Raw genomic sequence first — 23434 nt, forward strand, 5'->3', positions numbered from 1 at the left:
ACACGCAAACGAAAAACAGGAGGAAAACCCCCTGCTTTTGCTGTTCAGTCTTATTCAACTACACGTCTGACGTGGCCTTTAAAAACTCCGCTCCAATAACTTGAACCCATGCTATCAATAGCCGCACCATCAGTAGAGTTGCAGTTTAAGAAAGTTCCATTGCCAAGGTAAATGCCGACATGACCGTTTTTCTTGTAAGTATCAAAGAAAACAAGGTCTCCTCTCTTCATTTCCGAAGGGCTGACGGCTCTTCCTTGAGAGGCAAGCGCGCCCGTTGAAGACCCGACACTCACACCTGCAGACTTAAAGGACCAATGGATAAATGAAGAACAATCAAACAATCCGTTTGCGATATCACTAGGAGACCTGCCTCCTCCAAACTTATAGCTAGAACGGCCGATCAGTGAAGAACCCGCATTAATGGCTGTTTCAATAGCCGATGATCCTTTTTTAAATGTAGGAGTGGATGGCGCAGAAGGCTTGCTACTCTTGACCGCCTTACCACCGGATGTGTTTGTTGTCTGTGCAGCCGCTGTATTTCCGGATGCTGCTGCTGTTCCATTGCCAGATGATGATTCTGCTGTTGCATTGCCGGAAGCTGCTGCCTCTTCTTTCGCTTGTTGCGCTTCTGCGAGAATGGCAGCCTTTTGGATCTCTAAATCTTTCAATTCCTTATTTGCTTCATTTTTTTGCTCTTTCATGGCCGCAAGCAAACTATTCTTATCGTTCATTTGATATGTAAGTTGTTCTTTCAACGCTTCTATTTCGGTCAAGTCGCTCTCGACTTGAGCCAACTTCTTTTGTAATTCCGCTTCAGAAGCTTCCAATGTTTGTTGGTCTTTCTTTTGCTCCTCGATAATCATTTTATCAGCGTCTAGAATTTTTGACATTGCCATCGTGCGGTCAACTAAATCTCCAAAGCTTTCCGCCTCTACAATCATATCCAGATAGTTGGAGGAACCTCCGTTTTGTTGGACGGCCCGAGCCCGATTTTGCAATACTTCTTTGCGCTTTTCAAGCCGCTCTTTCACCTCGGCGATTTTTGTTTCCAATTGCTTCGCTTCTTCTTTCGTTTTTGCAATGTCTTTTTCGGCCCCTGCTATTTTTTGATTTGTTTCATTCACTTTGGCCTCCAATGTTCCCAAAAGATCATTGATTTCCTTTTCTTTTGCTTGCAAAGATGAAAGCTCCTGCTTTTTCGCTGAAATCTCCTGATCCAAATTCTGATTCGCAAATGCGACACTATTTGGAAGTGAAGAAAGTAACAGACCTGTGCCCAATACGGATACGAGTAATCTTTTTTTCAATTTTACGTTTCCCCCTAAAAACTCTCTCTTTGTAATCTTAACTGCTAAAAAATGCTCTATTTCGTCAATAAAGCATATATCCGACATTCTGTATGTAATCCATAATGATTATAACATCAATTTTCGACAGAATGACTTTACAATCACCTTGCATTATTGTTTCAATCGTGTTACAAATATTACCTCCGTATCCATACTGTGGTTCACGTATGTTTTGATTCAACGGGCGACAAGCCTTTACACACCTTGTTTTGCGTAATGCATGAACTCTATATTGCAGCAAGTTTCCGCGGATTCTTTTGTAACAATCGGAATGAAACACTGTTGCCTTTTTATTATATCCATGCTACCATGCAAGTAATCACTTGCATTTATCAAGGAGTTGACCTATTTGCCTTCACAGTCGACATCTGACCGCATTCTTGATGCCGCTATCCGGTTGATCAGCGAAAAAGGATATGCCGCTGCCACAACCCGCTCGATAGCTGAGCTTGCTGGTGTCAATGAAGTAACAATCTTCCGCCATTACGGAAATAAACGCGCCATTTTAAAAGCGATCATTGACAAACTCTCTTATGGCCCGGTTTTGCAAAAAACAATTGAAACGGATGTCATATATGAATTGGAAACAGATTTATTTCATTTTGCAAACAAATACTTTCAATCTATGTTACCCATTAAGGACTTAGTTCTGATCGCCATCAAAGAAGTGGGGACATTTCCAGAAATTGGTGAAGAACTTGCAAATGTTCCCCGCTTTTTGAAAGAGCAGTTAATGGGGTATTTCGAAGAAATGAAAAAAAGAGGGAAACTGTTGGATATCAATGTAGAAGAAGTATCCTTATCCTTCATTGCCATCAATTTTGGCCATTTCATCTCCTATATCCGGTTGGGCCCAAAGATCACCGACTTGGATATTCACCAACTGCTGAAAACGAGTGTGTTTATTTTTTCTAGGGGAATCACCCCCTAGAAAAAATTTTGACCTACATGCAAGCAAGCACTTACACACAAGGAGGAATTTTCATGAAAGAATTAAAAGCATTTTTTAAGGTAAGGACTACTTATATGGGCATCATGGCGGCCATCATGTTTCAGCTCATCTTTTTCTCCGTATGGTTGACCGCTTATAAAGGAGTGCAGGATCGGACAGATCATCTGTCAATCGGAGTTGTGAATGAAGACCAAACGAATGAAATGGACATAGCGAAGGAACTTGGGCAAACTCTCCCCTTCCAAGTAAAGCAATACAGTACTTTCAAAAAAGCTTCCCGTGAAATGGATGAGCGGAAAATAGAAATGATTATTCACATACCAGCAAATTTCACATCTTCTTTAAAATCGGAAGAACGCCCTTCCATTTATTACTGGATCAACCAGGCAAACGCAACATCCAGCAAAACGATGATGGAGCAAGTTGCAAAGCAAGTGAATCATGAGCTTAACGAAAAAGTGTTCTTACTTCAGAAAGCTGCAGGGACGGCGATGTTTGAGCAGAAGTTGCAGGAGATGCCTTTGGAACAGCCGGTTGCACAAGCCATTGAGGAAGCGGTGCAATCTGCCATTGCATCCATTGATCCAGAACCGGTTGAGGGAGTCATCAAGAAAACAAATGCCGCTGAAGAATTTTCAGCCAACCTTGTCCCACTCATGGTAATCATTTCTTCCTTTGCCGGTGCCATGGTTATGATTATGCAAATTCATGAAGCCGCCACAACCATTCGATCCGCCTATTCAAAATGGAGACTGTTCTTTGCCAGACAGTTGATTAATGTGGGGGTCGCCTTCCTGCTGCCGTTTTTGACCATCAGTCTCATGAAGTTATTTGCCGTTACAAGCCAGGAACCGTTTGGAATGATCTATCTTTTTCAAGCCATTATGTTTTTGTCCTTCCTAACGTTCGCTCAAGTATTTGTCTTTCTCTTCGGCAATCTCGGCATGGTGTTCAACATTTTGGCCCTCTCCCTTCAACTTGTCACGTCCGGTGTATTGGTTTCGAGGGAACTGTTGGCGAAAGGTTATCATGCCCTGGCGCCTTTCCTGCCGGCCACATATGGGGCAGACGGTTATTACGCCATTGTCTTTGGTGGAAACAGCAGCATACTTAAGGAAAATATATGGTATTTATTGCTGATTACAGGCATTACTTTCCTATTAGCCATCGGGGCGGTTGCAGTTTGGCGAGATTCCAGCAAGGAAAAGGAAAAGGAAAAGGTCTTACCGCAAGGTACATCGGTGGTAAAGTAATATTCATGTATTGACGAAAAAGACTGATCATCCACTCAGTTTCCACTGATTTGATGATCAGCCTCTCGTCATTAGCTTGAATGATTACTGCCGGCTATCTGCTTGACCACTTCAATAGTCCTGTCAATATCTTCACCCGTGATCCCTCTATGTGTCACAAATCTAATTCTGTATGGCCCCAAGCGGTTGGCTAAAACATCAAACCTGTTTAATCGCTTTATAAATTCTTCCGCACCCATCCCTAAACCAGCAACAGAAAACATCATTATATTACTTTCAACACCGTTCGCGTCAATGTCAATTCCGGCAATACGCGCCAATCCTTCAGCAAGCTTTTTCGCGTGACGATGGTCGTCTTTTAGGCGGTCAATCATTTCTTCAAGCGCCACAATGCCGGCAGCCCCGACAATCTCTGCTTGGCGGGTTCCGCCGCCCAGCATTTTCCGCCACTTTCTCGCCCTTTCAATCAATTCTTTAGACCCTGCTAAAATGGAGCCCATTGGTGCGCTTAATCCCTTAGATAAGCAAAATTGAACACTATCTGTATATGTTGTTATTTCTTTAAGGTCAACACCAAGGCCAATGGCTGCGTTACATAATCTCGCGCCATCCAAATGGACAGGAATATCATGCTTTCTGGAAACTTGGTACACTTCTTCCATATAATGCAAGGGCAAAATTCGCCCGCCCGAATCAGCATGCGTGTTTTCCAGGCAAATCAAAGCGGTTCTCGGACAATGGACATCATCTTCCCGTATTGCCGCAACGATATCAGGAACGGGCATTTGTCCATTCACCCCTTTAATCGTCCTCGCCTGAACACCGGCAATTGTCGAAATCCCAGCTGTCTCATAATAGAAAATATGGGAGTTTTCCTCTAAAATGATCTCATCTCCACGTTGTGTATGTGATAAAACAGCCACCTGATTTCCTTGTGTTCCGCTCGTGACAAACAACGCAGCCTCTTTCCCCACCATCTCGGCAGCTAACCGCTCCAATTGCTGAATCGTCGGGTCCTCGCCATATACATCATCTCCCACTTCAGCATCCCGCATCGCATCGCGCATCTTCTGAGTGGGTAATGTGACTGTATCACTCCTTAAATCTATTGGCATTGGCAGAGCTCCTTTCAAATATGCCCCATTATTGATTCCAATACATTCCTATGTATACATGAACGGAAAAAGAAATGGTGAGATATGATTAATGCTCGTTCAACCAGTTTTCTACCAATTGATGAAACCCTTCTGGATCGGCTAAAGAGAAACCATGGCCCATTCCGGGAATGACCATGCCTTCGCAGTTCGGATGACTGTCCACAATCGCACTCATAGACTGTTTCATGATTTTTTTCTCTTTCTCGCCAACCGTTGCCAAAATGTGGCCGGTCGCGTTTTCAAAGTTATTGGGGATCGTAAAAGACATGTTCTCTTCCATGACTCTCATGAAAGTATCTTTACTCATTTGACAACTTTCTTCATAGTAAATATCGAAATAGGATTCAGGTATGTACATAGATTTGGCTTGAATGTTGGAAAACGTCTTATTTTTTATTAACGGATGGCTGAAAGCCAACATTTTTGCCATTACTCTCGAAAAGGGGATCGGTTTCACTAAAGCGCTGTTGATCATTGCGTAATCAGCCACATCCGGCTTCATCCCAAGCATAGCAATGAGCACTTGGGCCCCTAAAGAAAAACCGATTGCAATCACTGGTTTTCCTTTGCCTTTTTCCTCAATCAAATCTATGATTCTTTCCGCACTTGAATGTATCGTGAATAAGGAATTGCCCTTACTGTGTCCATGCTCAGGCAAATCGGGAACGAGACAATGAAAATTAGTAGAGAAGTGGTTCACTTGCTTGTCCCACATCCAGCCGCTGACCCCGCCGCCGTGAATAAAAACCATTAAGGGAGACTTGTCCATTCCATATTCCTTGTAGTACAACGCCACTTCTTCACCTCCTGTTTCAACAAAATCATGATGGCCATATCACCGTAACAGTCCACTCTCAAAGCTGAAGCAAATCTTCGAACCGCTCAATCCTAGCATCATATTGTTCTACTGTTCCAAACCCGTATGCAGCGTAAACAAAAGGAATGCCTGCATAAGCTGCGGCGTCACGGTCTCCCTGGGTATCACCAACATAAATGGGAGAAGACAAATGATTTCGCTCCATAATAAGCTCGATATTTTGCCCTTTCGTCAGTCCGGTTCTCCCCGGGTTCTCAAAGTCTACAAAATATTTTTCAAGACGATGAAATGCAAAAAATGATTCAATGTACCCTTCCTGACAATTGCTCACAATAAACAATGGATATTTTTGGGAGAGCTCTTGTAATACCTCTTCCAACCTCGGATATAACGTTCCGCCGTTTTCCAACAAGTATTGATTTTCAACTTGGGAGCACTCCCGGATTAAGGCCAATTGACGTTCTTCATCCAAATAATCAAATAGCACCTTTGCAATATCTTGGATTTGCAAGCCCATCGTCTTCTTTAAATCATCTTTTGTAATCGTTCCTCTTGCATCGGAATATTGTTTAAGAACTTGATTCCAGACTTTAGCGACATTTTCCCGCGAATCCCATAACGTCCCGTCCAAATCAAATATAATACTGTCCACCCTTCTTCCTCCTTTAAAACAAGCTCTATTTTAAAGATACCATAGGGCCTGCCACCCGTGGCGTAAACATAAACATTCATCCTGGAGAGAAAATGTTATAGCCACTCAAGACAAAATCGGACATCGTGTTGACCTTATTACTTTAAAAAGGCAAAGCCGCTGAAAAAAAGATCGATCAAATGAAACAATAAAAAAACAAAAAAAGATTTCTGAGAATGGATTTCTGTTTCACCTGTTGGAATAAAACGACGGAAGTATCCAAGAGTATTGAAAAGTTTTTGCAGCAGTCGATCCGAGGCAAGACGATCATCATTGAATGAAACGAAAACAGGCCGCTGGGCCTGTTTTATTGTGAAGGGAGAACATTCAAAATGAGTTTTTTTATCCTTTATGATTGAACCGCGATATGAATTTCAATGTCTCCATTTGGTAAGTATTTTTCAAAATCATGGGAGTAAGCTCTCGCCAATAATCCCGCTTCTTCTTGCTCCCATATCTTTCCCCAAGTCTTTACGACACCTTGCTCATCACTGGCATCCACTTTAAAAATTTTATAATTTTCGCTTTTCGGTATTTCAATACATGTCTCACCAAAACGATCTTCAATGGCAACGCTTAATGAATAATCGCCTTTGTAATCTGATTCATAATCATAATAAACCCCAAATATGTCATCTTGATGTTGTCCCAGATGGCGATAAGCTTCCTCCCACATCGTTGTGATTTTTCCAATGAATTGGCCGTCATGAAAATTATTCGTCCTAATGCTGTCGACTACATATAATTTCATTTTGATCCTCCCTATCATTCGTTCTTTCACTTCAAGTATAGACTATAGTAGTTACGTCCTGACTTCGAAATAAGTTTCATCTATTTAGAGATTCTCGGGCATTTTTATGCCGTTTTAGATGGGATTTTGGATAAAACCAAGGGGGAGTTCAAAATAAAGTGAAACTTCATTCAGTAGGAGTTTTCTTCCATCTCCTACTGAATGTTAGTTGAACCAATCGGGCATTTAGGTGCCGTTTTCTCACACTTAGACCTTTTGTATTCACTTAAGATTTTGAAGTGGGAGCCTTACGGCACCTTACATGCGAGATAAAGTGAAACTTCATTCAAGGAATGCTTTTCTCCTTGAATGTTAGTTGAACCAATCGGGCATTTAGGTGCCGTTTTACACCTTTTGTATCAACTCAGGTCTTGAAGTGGTTATATGGCACCTTACATGCGGGATAAAGTGAAACTTCATTCAAGGAATGCTTTTCTCCTTGAATGTTAGTTGAACTAATCGGGCATTTAGGTGCCGTTTTACACCTTTTGTATCAACTCAGGTCTTGAAGTGGTTATATGGCACCTTACATGCGGGATAAAAGAGAAGACAATCATAGGAACGTTAGTGGTCACCTCAAGTGTTTCACTTTTTTCTCAAAACCCTTACTATGGTGATATCTTTAGTGCGACTTGTCATTGACGAGCATTCATCTGGGTTTTCTCGTGACTTCAATCCACGCACAATTATAGAGTGCGACTCGTTTAGTCATATAAAAATCTATTACAGTGATCTATTTGAATCCACGAAACTTCATTAGTTTGGATACATATAGAAAGCCTTCTGGTTGAAACTACTCTTTTATATTATCCTATTTTCAGCGTTCTATTTGAGGATCTCGGGAGCCGCATATCCGTAGAAAAAGAAACGTGACAAGGATAGTCCACTTAGCAAAGTCACAATTTCCATCCCTTTTCCGCTCTAAATTGTTTTGGTGAACATCCGGATATTTTTTTGAACTGCCTGTAAAAGCTGGAAAAACTTTGGTACCCTACTTGAAAGCAAATTTCAGTGCTGCTGTAAGCCGTAGACAAGAGTAAATTCTTCGCCTTTTCAATTCTCATATGTTCCAGGTACATATGAGGAGTAAAACCCGTTTTCTCTTTGAAAATCCGATTTAAATGGTACGGGCTTACTCCAATTTCTCCTGCTAAAGTGCGTAGTAAAATTTTTTCATGGTAGTGATCTTCCAAATAGTTTTTTGCTTGTTCCACCACTTCTAATTGAGGATCATACATGTCAACGTGCAATTCGGGCTTGCATCGTTTACACGGCCGAAACCCTTGTTGCAAGGCATCTTTGGCCGTTTTGAAAAAACAAATATTTTTGTAATTCGGGGTCTTGGATTTACAAGAAGGCCGACAAAATATGCCTGTTGTTTTCACGGCATAAAAAAACTTGCCATCATATTGTTGATTACACGTAACAACCGCTTCCCACATGAATGCCGTTGAAAATGCAGTTTCCGCTGCCATCAGCAACCTCCCCTTTTATCAAGTGAAACTCAATACTCCACTGATTGTTTGTTGAGCCCCATCAAGCTTTTACCGGGTGTTGAACACCAACTAAACTTCACCTTTTACCTCGGTTTCTTAATCATCAGGCTTACTGCTAGTGAATGCTTCATTTCTAATCATGGAAATGCTCGCCAGTGGAAGGCCAAACCTTTTTCTGTAGTGTCATATAGCCCGCATACAACACAATGACGATGAATGGGGCTGTCAAATACAATTGAAAAAACGGCAGTACTAATATACACAGAATAAGTGATAGGAGCGAGCACCACCAAGGAAATGTGCGATTAGCGAACAGCTTAACACCTGCCGCCATTGAAAGAATATATACAAATACACCCAAGGAGGTCGGTATAAACAGAATATCATTGAAAGACATTGAATAGAACTCTGTCGTAACAACTCCCACTATTGCAAAGGCAACGACAAATATCACCATGCGTCTGGGAATTTGTTTTGTTCCATGTAAAACGGCGAGCTTTTTGGGAAAAGCCCCATCTCTTCCCAACGAATATCCGAGTTGGGCCAAACTGGCTACAAATGCATTAGACGTTCCAATACATATAATGAGGGCTAAAATGGCCGTCACTATTTGAGCTCCCACTCCAATTGTTTCTCCCATCATCACGCCAATTGGCGATAAATTGCTGTCTATATTTCCGTATGTTCCGGTGCCGATTGTAACAAAGCTTAATGCCAGGAACAATATGCTTATGATTACGGCGCTGACAATCGTGCTTTGAACAATATTTTTTTCCGGCTTTTTAAAATGATGAGCGAGGTTGCAAATAGCTTCCCATCCAAAAAATGACCAAAAAATAACGGTTACTGCTTTCCCAATAGAATACCAGCCATTAGAAACGAAGGGCGTGAAATTTCCCCATTCGATATGGACTAATGAGACAAGCACTGTAAAAAGTAATAAAAAAAGCAGACAGGCGCTGATCACCAGCGCAACTTTACCGCTTACCACAACACCATGATAATTGGCTATCCCTGCAATCAGCAAGATGATGATCGCCATCCCTGCCCTTTCAAAATCGTCCAGCCCAAAAGCAAGGCTGATGTAAAAAGCACCAGACATCGAGACAACCGTTTGGCCAACCGCGGCAGTGACAAAATATAACCAGCCAACCACATTGCCTAAGTGATCACCAAAGGAACGCCGAACAAATGTGGCTGCTCCTCCAGCGTCGGGATATTCACGAGCCAGACAGGCAAATGAATAAGCAAGCGGAAAGCTGATCATCACCACAATGGACCAAGACAGTATAGATGCCGGGCCTGCTATCGAAGCCGTTACACCGGATAAAAAAAGGACACCCGAACCAAGAATCGCGGCAATATACAATGCGACACCTTCATATAACCCAATCGATCGTTTTTCCACTGGCCACACCTCTTTCATAAAGTGAAACTTCATTCAGTAGGGCTCCTACTGAATGTTAGTTGAACCAATCGGGCTTTTAGGTGCCGTTTTCTCACACTTAGATCTTTTGTATTCACTCAAGATTTTGATGTGGGAGGCTTACGGCACCTTACATGCGGGATAAAGTGAAACTTCATTCAGTAGGCGTTTTCTTCCATCTCCTACTGAATGTTAGTTGAACCAATCGGATATGTAGGTGCCGTTTTTCTCCCACTTAAACCTTTGTATCAAATCAGGTCTTAATGTGGCGTATATGGCACCTTATATGCGGGATAAAACTACCTTACCAGCCTTACACTTCATATTCTTCTCTTTTCTTGCATTCTAATTCTGCTTTGTAGCCCAGGTTAGAAAACCGGAACAGAAGTGAAAATCCAAGGCAGAGCATGAAAAAAAGAGGTTCCTTGCCATGGAAAAACCTCTTCAGAAAAACGGTATTCGAATGTCGCTAGAATTTATACTGATAGAACGTTTTGCTATCGCATACGGGGAAAACCCGGAAGTAGCATGTCCCAACTTCTCGCTTTGCGTTTAGCTAAAACTGAGATCGGCAACAGCACGTCCTGCTTTTCATTCTGATGGTGTAGTGCAAGGAGCGCCAAGACTTTCTTTAAAAAGCCGAATTCAGAAAAAATATGTGTAAAAGCTTCTGCTACCACAAGTAGAATGATTCTTACTATCATGAACCTTGACATACTCCCTATTTCCTCTTCGTTCACTCATTCTTCACCAAATAAAGTGAAGTTTCATCCAGTAGGCGTTTCCTTCCACCTCCTACTGAATATTAGTTGAACGAATCGGGCATTTTGCCGTTTTCTCCCACTTCGACCTTTTGTATCTACTCAAGACTTGATGTAGTGTATATGGCACCTTACATGCGGGATAAAGATTCGGCAATCGGCAAAAATAATCTCTTTTTTCCCATTTGTTACTCGTTCCGCAATCGAGAAATACTTTCATGCTATTCAACCATCGAAAAAGAAACCGAAGAGCGAAAGCTGTTTCTTCCACTCTTCGGTTTCAGTCACCTAAAAGGCTTTTCTTTCATAAATTCTAATGGAAAGTAACCAAGATAACCCGAACAAGATAAGAACGAAGATGCCGCCCATCAAATAAAGCTGTACATCAGGAGTTTTCATCAACCAGTTGATAAAAGTCCGAAATGACTCCTGAAAAAATTCAGAAATTAATTTAAAGGTAAGTAAATAAATAGCCATTAAAATCATGCCGCCCATCAGTACATGCTGCGGTTTAAATATATAAGAGCACGGTATGCTAAATGACGTAATCAACATCACCAATCCAAAGCCAAGCAAGATATTTTCCAATGAAAATGCGGAGATATTTCCATTAATGAGTAAATGTCCCATATAAACCAACAGCACTACGCCTGTTGTATAAAGAACTGTACCGACATACTTTGAGCTGACAATTTCTTTTCGCGTGTAAGGCAAAGAGTTTAATAAAATATTCACCTGATCCTTCATGTCATAATACAAGGTATTCATTATAAAAGCTAAACTCATCGCAACAACAATCGTGGCATTTGGGATATTTTCCCATACAAAAAAACCAATAAGGGCTAAATAAAAAATAAAATAGTTCTTCTGAATTCGAACATCTTTTTTAATCAAATCCAACATCTAGACCTCTCCTTTATTTGTATAATACATGATGTCTTCTAACGTTGGTTTTTCTATTATGGCTTCTTCCCCAAATATGTTCATCACCCGTTCTTTATGTTCTGTCAATGCCTCAAAGCCGCTTTCGGTTTTTCTGATTGAAATAAATTCTTTCTCAGTATCGGCATCCAGCAAATCAAGGCTGCCTTTTACGATGGCATACTGTTCTTCAATTTGATACATTTCCTTTGTGAAAATATGCCTTCCGCCATGTATAAAGGTAATATAATCCGCAATCCGATCTAAATCTGTTGTAATATGCGTTGAAAACAAAATCGTTTTGTCTCCTGTAAGCATTAACTCGCGAAGAATTTCTAACAATTCCCTTCTAAATACAGGATCAAGTCCAGATGTTGGTTCATCCATGATTAACAATTCTGGATGATGGGATAGAGCCATGGCCAGCGAAGCTTTCATCTTCATTCCTTTAGAAAAAGTCTTTACTTTTTTCTTTAGCGGAAGTTCGAATAATTCAACATAGTAGTTAAACTGACTCTCATCCCATTGTGTATATGCAGGACGTATAATATTTTTCATCGCTTTTAAAGTTGAATCTTCATAAAACACATTTTCATCACAGACAAAGCCAATTTTTTCTTTGATATTTTTTGCATTTTTTTCATAATCCATGCCAAAGACCTTGATCGTCCCGCGGTCTGCTTTTATTAAATTCATGATCAATTTAATCGTAGTTGATTTCCCCGCCCCATTAGGGCCTATCATTCCAGTAACATAACCTTTTTTTACATCCAAGGAAAAATTTTGCAATTGAAAACCCTTGAACGTTTTTTCTACATTTCGCAGTTCGATGACGTTTTCCATTCTCAATCCACCTCATATAATAGCGTCAGCATTTCTTTAAGCTCTGATAGGCTTATGCCCATTTCTTTGGCATTCTGAATCGCATCCACCAGCTTTTCTTCCATGACCTTCAGCTTCTTTTCATGAATGATTTCTACGTTTTGTTCTGCCACATACGAGCCTTTTCCTACAATCGAGTAAATAAAGCCATTTTTCTCCAATTCCTCATAAGCCCTTTTCGTCGTAATGACACTTATTTGTAAATCCTTTGCCAGCTGCCTCATGGAAGGCAGAGGCTCACCCTCCTTTAATTGGGAGGTTAAAATAAGCTTTTTTATTTGGTTGGCAATTTGCTCATAAATGGGTGCCTTAGAACTATTGGATATGATAATTTGCATATTGGGTACCCTCTAATCAAATATTGTATATACACTATATATACAATATACACAAGATGAACACTCATGACAATGGAAAGATTTTTATTCGTAATTATTTTAATAACCAGATAATAAATGCGACTAGGAACCTAAAGGCCGCTCACTCTTCTTCCGGAAGATTTTCAAACGAAAAAAGCTTGTGGAAAACAATTGCTTTTTCCACAAGCCGAGTAAAGAATTAAATTGAATCCTGCTCCATGACGATGGATACCAAAATCGCCAAGCTGACAAGAATTAGCACAGTTAAATTGCTCAACGCTTATTTTGCGTAAGCTTGCAGTGTGGATTGGACTTTTTTTCGAAACTGTTTATTATTCACCATTTCTACAATAAAAGAATTAGAATGAAATTGCAGCATCATTAACTCCCATAATGATAAGTCATCCATGAACAGCACAAATTCCATTTGATTGCCAGAAAGATCCTCAAAATACATCGCTTGATTATAAATAAAGGCAGTCGAGCCTCCTTTTGCTCCAATGTAGCGATAATGTTCTTTATTTTCCGGGATCATTTCCATTGGCCATTCCATCAGGTCTCGTAATGTATGGGATATTTCTGAAGGGAAGCCTTCTCTGGAGATCATATGAAGCAGTCTTCCGTATGTGGCTGGAGAGGCTTTTGGCATGCGGTCAGACCAAACACGCTGTTCTTTTACAGAAAGGTCTACCCCTGCAACTGTTATCTTTTTATGCTTCATTTTTTCGCTTTGTATAAGGGCCTCTTTTTTATAGTTCTCATCAGACATTTCTCTTAATTCTTTTTGCCAGTCAGTATCTTTTTTTTCCTTTTTATATTCATTTAATGCTAACAATGCTCCTACAAGAGGATACACATCGTCATGGTCTTTTAACGCTAATTGGTCGATGCGATTGTTGATGCTTTCAACGCCCAGTACATCAATCAGATAATCAGTGTTTGCATTGGAGCTAAAGGCAATCATTCCTTTTGCGATATCGCGCAGCTTCACTTTATCATTCTCAATTTGACCTGCTTCCTCCATTTGTTCCAGCCATTTTTGATGGGCGCCGCCATCGGTATTCTCTATATAATAACGATTGACTGTTTCTAGTGGAACGGTTGCGTCTTTATGCAAATCGCCATTTTCAATTTGATAGGCGTACTCGATGGCGACGATGATTTTTACAACACTTGCCAGCGGCCGCGGTATATCAGATTGATACGTAATCATTTCTTCATCATTCATCGCAACAAATAAAGAAGAGCTTTCTGGATGTTTCATCAGGTGGTTTAATGTGTACTCGGGATTATGTTTCAATAAAAAATACAAGACTGTTATGATAATGAGTGTCAAAGAGGCGTAAATCATCATTCTTTTTTTCGTGTATGTTTTTTTATCCAATAAAATCAAAAGGATACAGCCTGCGATAATCGCCAGTATAAAAGAAACACCCATTACTTCAACAAAAAAGATGACACCCAATACAATCACCGTTGTGACGGCAAATCGCAGGATATTCCCCTTTGATCGTTGTGACTTTTTGAACAGCGGAACACTGGAGAGTAAAAGAATTCCCATCAGTCCTATCCACGCATAAATGTTCAATAAAATAGCCTCCTTATAAATTGAAACTTCATTCAAGGAATGCTTTTCTCCTTGAATGTTAGTTGAACCAATCGGGCATTTAGGTGCCGTTTTATCACACTTAGACCTTTGGTATCATCCTCACGTTTTGAAGTGGGAGGCTTACGGCACCTTACATGCGGGATAAAAGTGGTGAGGAGCGCCCCTACAAAATCTTCAAATCATGTCAAAATATACCATCATGCAGCACTACTTGTTAAAGGCGAATAGTGCTCACAATGGCGCACTCCGATGAGTCTCAAGTTTCTATTTAATATTTCCTTTTTAGTATCATGATGTTGAAAGCATGTATGATGGTGAGCCCCGTCATTAAGAACCAAATAAGCAGCTTGTAAGTTTCATAGTTTAAAGGCTGTATAAATTGATCGACCATTTCAATGGTGAGCCATCCAAGCGGCAACATCGGAAAAAGAATACTGTATGATTGATTAGCGATTGTTTTTCCCCTCTCGTCGCTTCCTTCAGATCCCCATTCAAAACGCAATGATATCAATAATGCTGCAAAGAAAATGATGACATATAGTAACCTTAAACTAGTGTAAAATATTTCCATTAATGATCCTCCTCCAATTCATACTGAAAAACGTCATGCACATCTACACCAAAAAAAAGGGCAAGATCAAATGCCAATTTTAATGAAGGATTGTATCTATTTTTTTCTAAGGAAATAATTGTTTGGCGACTGACTCCTACGCCGTCCGCCACATCCTTTTGTGATAAGTTGCGTTCAGCACGAAGAATGACTATACGATTTTTTATTTTTCTATTCATCAAAGGCATCGACACCATCTCCTTCACCTAGATAGTAATATATTTTTTACAATAAGTAAAGTATTTCATACATAAAGTAATATATTTTTCACAAAACCAATTTCACCATTGAAAACAAATAAGAGGGTTGAATCAGAGATTGATTGTGCGAACTATTAAAGAATCATTTTTTATTGAAAAATGGATGGATAAGCAATCATACATACATTTGCTGCCGCATTTTTTCACTCGTTCATCCTACCGTGTGAAAGCCGCCATATCTTTCACGGATAGCCAAGTTGATGGAAAATGAATTGATAAAAACGACGAAGGCGCTAAATGGAAAAGGGGCTGGGGCTGTCCGAAAAATAATATGGGAGCTTGAAAAGCAAAAAAAATAAAACCTAAGAATGCTGTAAAATCAACATTCTTGGGTTTTAAGTTTTAGCGTCTTTACTCTAAGTTGGACTTTTTAGACAGCCCCAACCTTCCGTTTGGGAAAGCAATGGGTAGGTGCTCGATATTAGAAAACTTTGGCCGGTAACTTATATCGCAGCTGTCAACAATGATTCATTTCAGTCAAAACAGGAATCCATGAAAACCCATCCTTAGCTTTAGTACCGAACCGCACTCCTACCCAACCTAGATTATACGATCATTTCTTCTACATTAATGATTTTCCTTTAATAATGAACACCGGTGGTGGTTACTATTTATTGGCATGAGTTGATCAAAATAATATATATTAGCCAACCTATTTGGCGCGGCGTTTGATGCAAAACCAATATGTAATTGAGCTTTATGAGGCTGTTTTGGATCAGGGATTCTAATAGCCATACCTTCAGGTTCCCTAAATGTCATTGCATTGCCCGCCGAAATCAATTGTCTGGCTACCGCCTTTCCAGAATTTAAATCGACCGCTGTTACATACGTATTACCGTAAGGCGCAACCGATCCGTTGACCCCATAGGCGTTACCTTCTAATAAATACAAATATGTTCCGTATGAGGCAAAACCTTGGAATGTTCCAACGGGAGGTTGCGGAACATCCGCAATAGGATGGTAGTTTCCTTTCTTCACTTGCTCTAAATCAAACACACCATATCGAAAACTTCCATCCAATCTGTATCGCATTGTCAGTAAACCGTGAGTTTTATCAATGTTGACAGTTGTACGGTCAGCTCCTTCGATAAGTTTATGTTTTTCAAGGACTGGAGAATCTGGTGTTCGTATAGTACCGTTCTCAAATGGAAATCTAGCAATCTGTGTTCCCCAACCGTCATTTCCTTCTGTAACTGCATCCGTTTCAGTCCATAAATACGTCACCCCGTTTTCAACCTCTACACCAATTTGGACTCCGTGGCCGAATCCTTTTAGGTACATATGACCTAACTTATTGCCCTCTTGATCTAATTTCGTCAGTGTTACATCACCATTTTTAGCCCTGATTGCCCCACTGACTGGTTCATTTTCATCCGGGAGCTGTTGACCACCAGCCATTAATTGCACAACATAGATATGCTTATTTTCATCATCAAAAGCAAAAGATTGCAGTACCGTGCCATTGTGCAATGGCTTGTCTTGAATGAATGGAAGCCCTTCGTTTGATAAAACAAACATGTTTGTATTAGGTACTGGCTGTTTTGCCTTTGTCGTAAGAGGAATTGTAGAAATCAGAATGACGATGATTAGCATCATTGGTATTTTCCTACATAACTGAAACAGTCGATTCATTTTGTATGTCACACATCCTGCCTCTTAAAATATTGTTCTATCAACGGTTAAAGTCGCAGTGGAGGTGTCGAATTTTTTAAACATGACAGAAATAGCCCTGTCGCTGCATAGTCGTCTCTTTACGCTATCCATTCCGATGCCAAGTGTTTTCTCGACTCTGCTCATTTTGGGAATCCTCCCTGGTGCTAAAATGGGGTGTCAATTCTCGCGATTTGACACCCCGCTTTTTTGTTCTATTCCACGAAAAAAGCTTCTCCTATTTCCGCCTCTACTTTTTAATATACTTTAATGCAGGTAATAGATCATTACATGTTAATAACGTTACTCCACAATCCAACGCGTATTTGACTTGCTCCATATCGTCCGGACAATAGCACCATGCCAGTTTTCCTTTAGCTTTGTAACTTTGTACAAGTTCAGGGTTCAATAACTTCATGCTCATTCCGATTGCCCATATTTTAGAAATGGTCCCGTCTTCACCGGGAATATAATGAAGCATTTTCTCCCCGGGAAAACCTTGTGTTTTTACATTGTATTTGTCATGAAGATGCGTAATCACTTCTGCATCAAAGCTCGTAAATACACATCTATCAAGGAAATCATATTTTTTAAGCAATTCGACCGTACGGTCGGCGACTTCAATCGCTTGATCACATGGCTTGATTTCAACATTGAAAAGTAATTCAGCATACGGTTGAAGTGATTCGCAAAATTCTTCCAGCGTGGGAATCTTTTCCCCTTCACCAGCATCCAACTCTTTTAATTCTTTTAATGTAAGATCATTTACCATGCCTGTCCCATTTGTCGTTCTATCGACAGTATCGTCATGAATAATGACGACTACATTGTCTTTAGATAGTCGTAAATCAAACTCAATCATATCAACTCCAAGATCAACTGCTTTTTGAAACGCCAACAGAGTGTTTTCCGGATATTTAGCACTATATCCGCGGTGGGCCGCAACGATTATACCGGTTTTTGATTGAAGTTGTTCTATCATAATATGGATCTACTTCCTTACTTATTTAAAATTCTTTCTGTTTCTTCTTTAAACTTTTTCAATGTAGGCTTAATTTCTTCGTCATTATACATAATCGCTTCTATTGCGGAGAAGAACTCATGCATGATGACTGGCCATTCAACATCCTTGTTCGTGTCAACAGCATGTTCAAGCTGTTCATAAGCTACTTGTCGATTTGGTTCTTTTGCCCACAGTTCTTTCATCTCTTGCGATTCAACCATCGTGTTAGTAAATGGAAGATAGCCCGAGTCTATGACAAACTGTAATAATCCTTCCGGCTCTTTCAACATCCATTCGATAAATTTCCATGCTGCTTCTTTATTTTCCGAACCGGCAAGCATAGCAATATTCCCGCCTCCGGTAGGTGCTGCGTATTCATCATTTTTAGGCAGGAACGTTGTGACATAATCGAACTCAACATTTTCCATTAAAGTACCGATTGTACCAGTTGATTGATACATGATTCCGATATTTTCACTCATGAACATTTGGTTAACGATATTACCCGAGTCCTGGGCAGGAGGATAATACATAGCGCCAGTACTTTGTACGTCTTTTAAAAATGAAAATACTTCTTCACCTACACCATTATCAAAAAATCCAACCGATGTATTATCTTCATTAAAAAATGTTCCACCTGATTGAGTAATCATGGCAATTGGATACCAAGTATCGTAAGGCATACTAAATCCATAACGTTTGTATTCATCTCCTTCTTTAATCACTAAGGCGTTCGCCACTTCTTTCAATTCCTCCCAAGTAGTTGGAACCTCTAAGCCGTTTTCATCCAGCATTGACTTGTTCACATGTAAAATGGGAGTCGAACGGTTAAATGGAAGAGAGAGAAGCTGATCATTAAAATACGAATGACCCATTAATCCCTCTGTAAAATCGTCAACATTTAGATCACTTGATTCAAAATAAGGTGTCAAGTCTTCTAGCACCTCTGAATCAGCAAACATCTCTACATATGCCCGTTCTATCATCGCAATATCGGGAGATGTGTCGGCCGAGATGGATTGTTGTAATTTCGTGACCGCTTCATCGTATCCACCCTGAAAAGAACCAACAACTTCAATTTCATCTTGTGAATCATTGAAACGTTTTAACATTTCATCAATTAGTTCACCATTTTTACCGCCTAATGCGTGCCAGAACTGAATCGTCGTTTTCTCACCATTTTTCTTCTTCCCGGCATCATCATTTCCTCCCGAGGACGAACTATCAGAACTACAGGCAATAAGCAACATTGAGATGATTGCCACTATCAAAATCATCAAAATATGTTTTCTCATTTCTTCCCCTCCGAAAATTTTTATTATTAGGAATTATTTAATCCCTGAATAAACAAATGCTTTCACAATATGCCTTGCGCAAAATACATAAATAATCAATATCGGCAGTACTAAGACCACATTTCCGGCCATAATTATATGCCAATTACTAATTCCTTCCGTTTGTCTTAACATCGCAATTCCCAATGTTAGCGGGCGGACCTCGGCAGAATCCGTCATGACAAGCGGCCAGAAATAATCATTCCAATGACTGACGAAACTAAATAATGCAATGGTTGCAAGCGCCGGTTTTGACATGGGCGTCATGATTTTCCACATAATTTTAAACTCACTTGCGTTATCAAGCCGTGCCGCTTCAATAATTTCATCAGGTATTTGCATAAAATACTGTCGTAATAAAAAGATCCCGAAGGCATTGGTCATAAATGGAAGTATTTGGGGAAGCAGGGTTTTTATAAGTCCCCACTCGGCCATCATCAAATACACTGGAATGAAGGTAATCTGCCCGGGTATCATAAATGCAAGTATTACCAGGGCAAACAATACTTTTTTTCCAAAAAAGTCATATCTGGCAAATGCATACGCAGCTGGTATCATAATCAACAGCTGAATGACAATAATGGATGTTGTCACGATCACTGAATTTTTGGCGTAAGTTACAAATGGTCCTGCTTGCATCGCATCTACAAAGTTAATCCATTGCGGTACTTCAGGAATCAACGTAGGTGGAAATGCCATTGTTTCTTGAAACGTTTGTAAGGATGTAGAGATCATCCATAAAAACGGAAATATAAAGATTAATAATACAAGTATCTTTAATAGAATGTTTACTGTTCCTTTAAAACGCGGAAAAAATCCTGAACTCAATCATGCTCCCCCTTCCTGGTGCCACCTCATTCTATTGATAAAATATCTTTTTAGACAGCAACCGGAAATATATGATTGTTAACAGACCAATAATGAACATTAAAATCACACCAGTGGCTGAAGCATACCCTATATTTGTTGTTCGGTATTCGTAAATATAGTAGACTAGCGTATTGGTCGCATTATTCGGTCCCCCGCCCGTCATTATTCTGACAGTGTCAAATACTTTAAAGGAACCAATCGTCATAATGACCAAAATGAAAAAGAGTTGTGGCGAAATTAATGGTAATGTGAGCTTATAAAATACTTTTGATTTTTTCGCATTATCCAGCGCGGCTGCCTCATAAATACTAGGCGATACACCTTGTAATGCCGCAACGATGATAATGATGTAATATCCGATCGCCTGCCATACGGAGACAATAATGATGGAAATTAAAGCTGTTTTGGAACTCTGTAACCATTGGGAAGTCGGCAATCCCAAAGTTTTCAAAATATAATTGAGAAATCCTATACCCGGCTCCATCATCCACAACCATATCAACGCGATTGATACGATGGAGACGATATGGGGCGTAAACAATCCAGCTTGAATGACAAAATTTAGTTTCGTTTGTTTACTTAGCCATAGGGCAATCAATATAGAGATGGTCATTGTTAGTACAACGACACCCAATGTGTATAAAGACGTATTGCTTAGCGATTTATAAAAATCACTTCGCGAAAGAATCTGTACATAATTGTCGAACCCTACAAACTTACTTTTTGCTTTGTTCATTAAGTTATAGTCAAAGAAACTTAAGTAGATCAAATTCAATATTGGATAAATGACAAAAATAAATATCCCCATCATAGCAGGACCAATCATTACATATGGACGCAACTTCTCCCATACTTTCTGTTTGTTCATATCCTAATACTCCCTTAACTTTTCCAAATAGCTTTGGAAATTTGGATGATCTGACCGAATCCGTTCTTCGTTTTCTCCAAAGAAGAATATATCTTCCGCCTGAACCCCTACGTTAATATCCTGATCAACTTGATATTTGTCTTCGGTACTTTTTGCCATAAAAGAAATATCATTATATCTGATCTGATAGATCGTCTCCGATCCTAACATTTCACGCGTAACGATCCTTCCTTTTATTGAAAAATAGGATTTGATCGGTGAAGTAGATAATATAAGTTTCTCTGGTCGAAAACCAAACTTAACATGATCTACGCCCAAGTTTGAGATATTCATGGGAGGAACCCCGATAAATTGCGCAACAAATAAGTTGTTAGGATCACGGTACATTTCTTCAGGCGGCGCTTCTTGTTGAATCACTCCCTTATTCATTAATACGATTGTGTCTGCCATAGACATCGCTTCTACTTGGTCATGAGTTACATAAACAAAAGTAGTCCCCAGTTTTCTATGTAGTTCAATCAAGTCAATTCTCATTTGCGCCCTTAATTTTGCATCTAAATTTGATAATGGTTCATCCATTAAAAAGACGGATGGATTTTTTACCATGGCGCGCGCTAACGCGACCCGTTGTCGTTGTCCTCCTGATAAAGTGGATGGCATTCGATCAAGATATTCGAAGAGCCCGACACTTTTACTGATACTGTCTACCAGTTGCTTTCTCTCATGTTTTTTCACTTTATGATTGACTAATCCAAATTCTATGTTTCCCCTGACAGTCATTGTCGGATAAAGCGCATAGTTTTGAAATACCATTGAGACCCCACGTTTACCCGGCGGAATATTTGTCACATCTTTTTCGCCAATCATTACTTGTCCAGATGTTTGAGGACCAATCCCGGCTATCATTCGAAGAAGAGTTGTCTTCCCACAACCAGAAGGTCCTACCAATACTGTAAAAGAGCCGTCTCTAATTTTTAAATTTAAATCTTCGATCACTACATTTTGCTGAAATGTTTTTGTAACTTGCTTAAATTCTATGGACGCCAATCAACGTACCCCCTCGCATCAATTTGTTATTGTTGAAAAGCACAATTTTGCAAATCACCAATGGAACTCTAATAAACATTTTTCCCATCCACGGTTTTGAAGCGCGTCATCCATTACATTTTTCAAATCTTCTACAGATGTAATCTCTGTCCTTTTTCTCGGAAGCAACGCTCTTAACGCCTCTTGGTAAGAAGGGTTTTTCATGGCTTTTAAAACAGGCGGGTAATCGGAGAATGAACTTCTACTGCTTCCTCTCAACGAGATGCCTTTTTCCAAAACATCTCTTGTATTAATCCAAACTTTTTCCTCGGAAACACCCAGCAAAATGATTTCACCCAGCGGATTTAAGAGATCAATCGCCTGATTGATGGCATTTTCGGAAAATTTCCCTCCTGTACAGTCAATGGCAATATCATATTGATTGCCTTCTGAGAAATGATCACTCAACACATTGAAACATTTCGTAAAATCAAAATGTTCCAACTTATCAGCATTCGCTCCAAAAACTGTAAGTCTATCTTCTTTTATGCCAAATATGTGTGTAAGCATCGTGGCTGTAATATAACCTACTGGTCCGTCTCCAAAAACGGCGACGGTTGAGTTTTGCAGCTTTTCCTTAATCGAACGAAGCGCTTGATATGATACTGTGCACAATTCTGATAAAACAGCTACTTCATCTGGAACTTCATTTGGTATGGGAATCACACAAGAAGAAGGCATGACTATCTTGCTTTGGGTTAACCCATCATAGCCACTTCCCAAAAATCTCTTATGCTCACAATAATTATCCCCCATTTCTTTTTGACATATCGGACAGCAATCATTTGCTTGCTTTCCTTCTAAAATGTAGCCGGGAATGTTGGGAACGATGACTACCCGAGTCCCTTCGGGCAGCGAGTCCAAGTTACTTTTTACTATTTTTCCAATCCCCTCATGAATCAATGCCATTGGCAGTTTTTCTTTTAGCGCTTCAGGCCTTCTTTGACCAGAAAAATAACGGAGATCTGCATGACAGATGCTTCCCAAAGTAGGCTCAACGACTACTTCCCCGTTTTGTAAGGGGTGAGATATGTTTACTTCTTTAAAAACACCAGGTTTTATCAATTGATAAACATTGGATTGAATTTGTTCTTTTGTTTCTAACAAAATGTCGAGCTCCTTTCTGCTATCCATTACATCTAAACGTTCAAATAAACAGGTGATTTTTGAACTGTTCGATTAATAGGATACTAAGAAACAAAATGCTTGTAAACACTTATTTAAACACAAATGAACATATTTGAGTGAAATAAACCGGTATAACCATAGATAAACTGTTCGTTTTTATTC

Annotated in this window: 23 protein-coding genes; 2 read left to right on the forward strand and 21 right to left on the reverse strand. The window is 39.8% G+C overall.

Features of this window, described 5'->3' with window-relative positions; translation table 11 throughout:
* Nucleotides 1-50 precede the first annotated feature (50 nt).
* Nucleotides 51-1307: an NlpC/P60 family protein gene (locus NST31_RS07050; protein WP_339164739.1), complete on the reverse strand. Its 1257-nt coding sequence runs from the start codon at nucleotides 1305-1307 to the stop codon at nucleotides 51-53.
* A 391-nt stretch (nucleotides 1308-1698) separates the two neighbouring features.
* On the opposite strand from NST31_RS07050, the gene NST31_RS07055 reads away from it, so the two are divergent.
* Both NST31_RS07055 and NST31_RS07060 read left to right on the forward strand, forming a co-directional pair.
* Nucleotides 1699-2280: a TetR/AcrR family transcriptional regulator gene (locus NST31_RS07055; RefSeq protein ID WP_339164741.1), complete on the forward strand. Its 582-nt coding sequence runs from the start codon at nucleotides 1699-1701 to the stop codon at nucleotides 2278-2280.
* 53 nt (nucleotides 2281-2333) lie between these two features.
* Nucleotides 2334-3554, forward strand: a complete 1221-nt coding sequence (locus tag NST31_RS07060; RefSeq protein ID WP_339164743.1) for an ABC transporter permease — start codon at nucleotides 2334-2336, stop codon at nucleotides 3552-3554.
* Between the two features lie 71 nt (nucleotides 3555-3625).
* Here NST31_RS07060 and ltaE read toward each other — a convergent pair whose 3' ends face one another.
* From ltaE to NST31_RS07160, 20 genes are all read right to left on the reverse strand, one after another.
* Nucleotides 3626-4669 (reverse strand): low-specificity L-threonine aldolase, encoded by a 1044-nt coding sequence (ltaE, locus tag NST31_RS07065; RefSeq protein WP_339164745.1) that lies wholly within the window; start codon nucleotides 4667-4669, stop codon nucleotides 3626-3628.
* Between the two features lie 88 nt (nucleotides 4670-4757).
* Nucleotides 4758-5507: an alpha/beta hydrolase gene (locus tag NST31_RS07070; RefSeq protein WP_339164746.1), complete on the reverse strand. Its 750-nt coding sequence runs from the start codon at nucleotides 5505-5507 to the stop codon at nucleotides 4758-4760.
* Between the two features lie 58 nt (nucleotides 5508-5565).
* Nucleotides 5566-6180 carry an HAD family hydrolase gene (locus tag NST31_RS07075; protein WP_339164748.1) on the reverse strand — a complete coding sequence of 205 codons (615 nt, stop codon included), beginning with the start codon at nucleotides 6178-6180 and terminating at the stop codon, nucleotides 5566-5568.
* Between the two features lie 388 nt (nucleotides 6181-6568).
* A complete protein-coding gene (locus NST31_RS07080; protein ID WP_339164749.1) occupies nucleotides 6569-6970 on the reverse strand; it encodes an effector binding domain-containing protein in 402 nt (133 codons plus the stop codon).
* 935 nt (nucleotides 6971-7905) lie between these two features.
* Complete coding sequence (locus NST31_RS07085) at nucleotides 7906-8451, reverse strand: bifunctional transcriptional activator/DNA repair enzyme AdaA (protein ID WP_339165495.1); 546 nt, start codon at nucleotides 8449-8451, stop codon at nucleotides 7906-7908.
* Nucleotides 8452-8638: 187 nt separating this feature from the next.
* Nucleotides 8639-9913: an amino acid permease gene (locus tag NST31_RS07090; protein ID WP_339165497.1), complete on the reverse strand. Its 1275-nt coding sequence runs from the start codon at nucleotides 9911-9913 to the stop codon at nucleotides 8639-8641.
* Nucleotides 9914-10980: 1067 nt separating this feature from the next.
* Complete coding sequence (locus NST31_RS07095; RefSeq protein ID WP_339164750.1) at nucleotides 10981-11595, reverse strand: ABC-2 transporter permease; 615 nt, start codon at nucleotides 11593-11595, stop codon at nucleotides 10981-10983.
* Entirely contained in the window at nucleotides 11596-12456 is an 861-nt protein-coding gene (locus NST31_RS07100) for an ABC transporter ATP-binding protein (RefSeq protein ID WP_077109751.1), read from the reverse strand.
* 2 nt (nucleotides 12457-12458) lie between these two features.
* Entirely contained in the window at nucleotides 12459-12833 is a 375-nt protein-coding gene (locus NST31_RS07105; RefSeq protein ID WP_077109752.1) for a GntR family transcriptional regulator, read from the reverse strand.
* Nucleotides 12834-13134: 301 nt separating this feature from the next.
* On the reverse strand, nucleotides 13135-14442 hold the full coding sequence (locus NST31_RS07110) for a serine hydrolase (protein WP_339164752.1): 1308 nt from the start codon (nucleotides 14440-14442) through the stop codon (nucleotides 13135-13137).
* A 289-nt stretch (nucleotides 14443-14731) separates the two neighbouring features.
* Nucleotides 14732-15034, reverse strand: a complete 303-nt coding sequence (locus tag NST31_RS07115) for a hypothetical protein (protein WP_077112808.1) — start codon at nucleotides 15032-15034, stop codon at nucleotides 14732-14734.
* The gene (locus tag NST31_RS07120) at nucleotides 15034-15252 is read right to left on the reverse strand and encodes a helix-turn-helix transcriptional regulator (RefSeq protein WP_077112816.1); all 219 of its coding nucleotides are present in this window, start codon (nucleotides 15250-15252) and stop codon (nucleotides 15034-15036) included. Before NST31_RS07120 ends, NST31_RS07115 begins: the two co-directional genes overlap by 1 nt.
* Before the next feature lie 648 nt (nucleotides 15253-15900).
* A complete protein-coding gene (locus NST31_RS07125) occupies nucleotides 15901-16929 on the reverse strand; it encodes a hypothetical protein (protein WP_077112807.1) in 1029 nt (342 codons plus the stop codon).
* Between the two features lie 60 nt (nucleotides 16930-16989).
* Nucleotides 16990-17130, reverse strand: a complete 141-nt coding sequence (locus tag NST31_RS07130) for a hypothetical protein (RefSeq protein WP_171973947.1) — start codon at nucleotides 17128-17130, stop codon at nucleotides 16990-16992.
* A 103-nt stretch (nucleotides 17131-17233) separates the two neighbouring features.
* Nucleotides 17234-17965, reverse strand: coding sequence for a glycerophosphodiester phosphodiesterase family protein (locus NST31_RS07135; RefSeq protein ID WP_339164753.1), 732 nt, complete (start codon nucleotides 17963-17965; stop codon nucleotides 17234-17236).
* 17 nt (nucleotides 17966-17982) lie between these two features.
* Complete coding sequence (locus tag NST31_RS07140) at nucleotides 17983-19281, reverse strand: ABC transporter substrate-binding protein (RefSeq protein ID WP_339164754.1); 1299 nt, start codon at nucleotides 19279-19281, stop codon at nucleotides 17983-17985.
* Between the two features lie 33 nt (nucleotides 19282-19314).
* Entirely contained in the window at nucleotides 19315-20055 is a 741-nt protein-coding gene (locus NST31_RS07145) for a carbohydrate ABC transporter permease (protein ID WP_139345674.1), read from the reverse strand.
* A 124-nt stretch (nucleotides 20056-20179) separates the two neighbouring features.
* Nucleotides 20180-21058 carry a sugar ABC transporter permease gene (locus NST31_RS07150; RefSeq protein ID WP_077112799.1) on the reverse strand — a complete coding sequence of 293 codons (879 nt, stop codon included), beginning with the start codon at nucleotides 21056-21058 and terminating at the stop codon, nucleotides 20180-20182.
* 3 nt (nucleotides 21059-21061) lie between these two features.
* Nucleotides 21062-22105 carry an ABC transporter ATP-binding protein gene (locus tag NST31_RS07155; protein ID WP_339164757.1) on the reverse strand — a complete coding sequence of 348 codons (1044 nt, stop codon included), beginning with the start codon at nucleotides 22103-22105 and terminating at the stop codon, nucleotides 21062-21064.
* Nucleotides 22106-22159: 54 nt separating this feature from the next.
* Nucleotides 22160-23251 (reverse strand): alcohol dehydrogenase catalytic domain-containing protein, encoded by a 1092-nt coding sequence (locus NST31_RS07160; RefSeq protein WP_339164759.1) that lies wholly within the window; start codon nucleotides 23249-23251, stop codon nucleotides 22160-22162.
* Nucleotides 23252-23434: the final 183 nt, after the last annotated feature.

It is taken from the genome of Siminovitchia sp. FSL W7-1587, from assembly GCF_037963795.1.
Classification (GTDB): domain Bacteria; phylum Bacillota; class Bacilli; order Bacillales; family Bacillaceae_C; genus Siminovitchia; species Siminovitchia thermophila.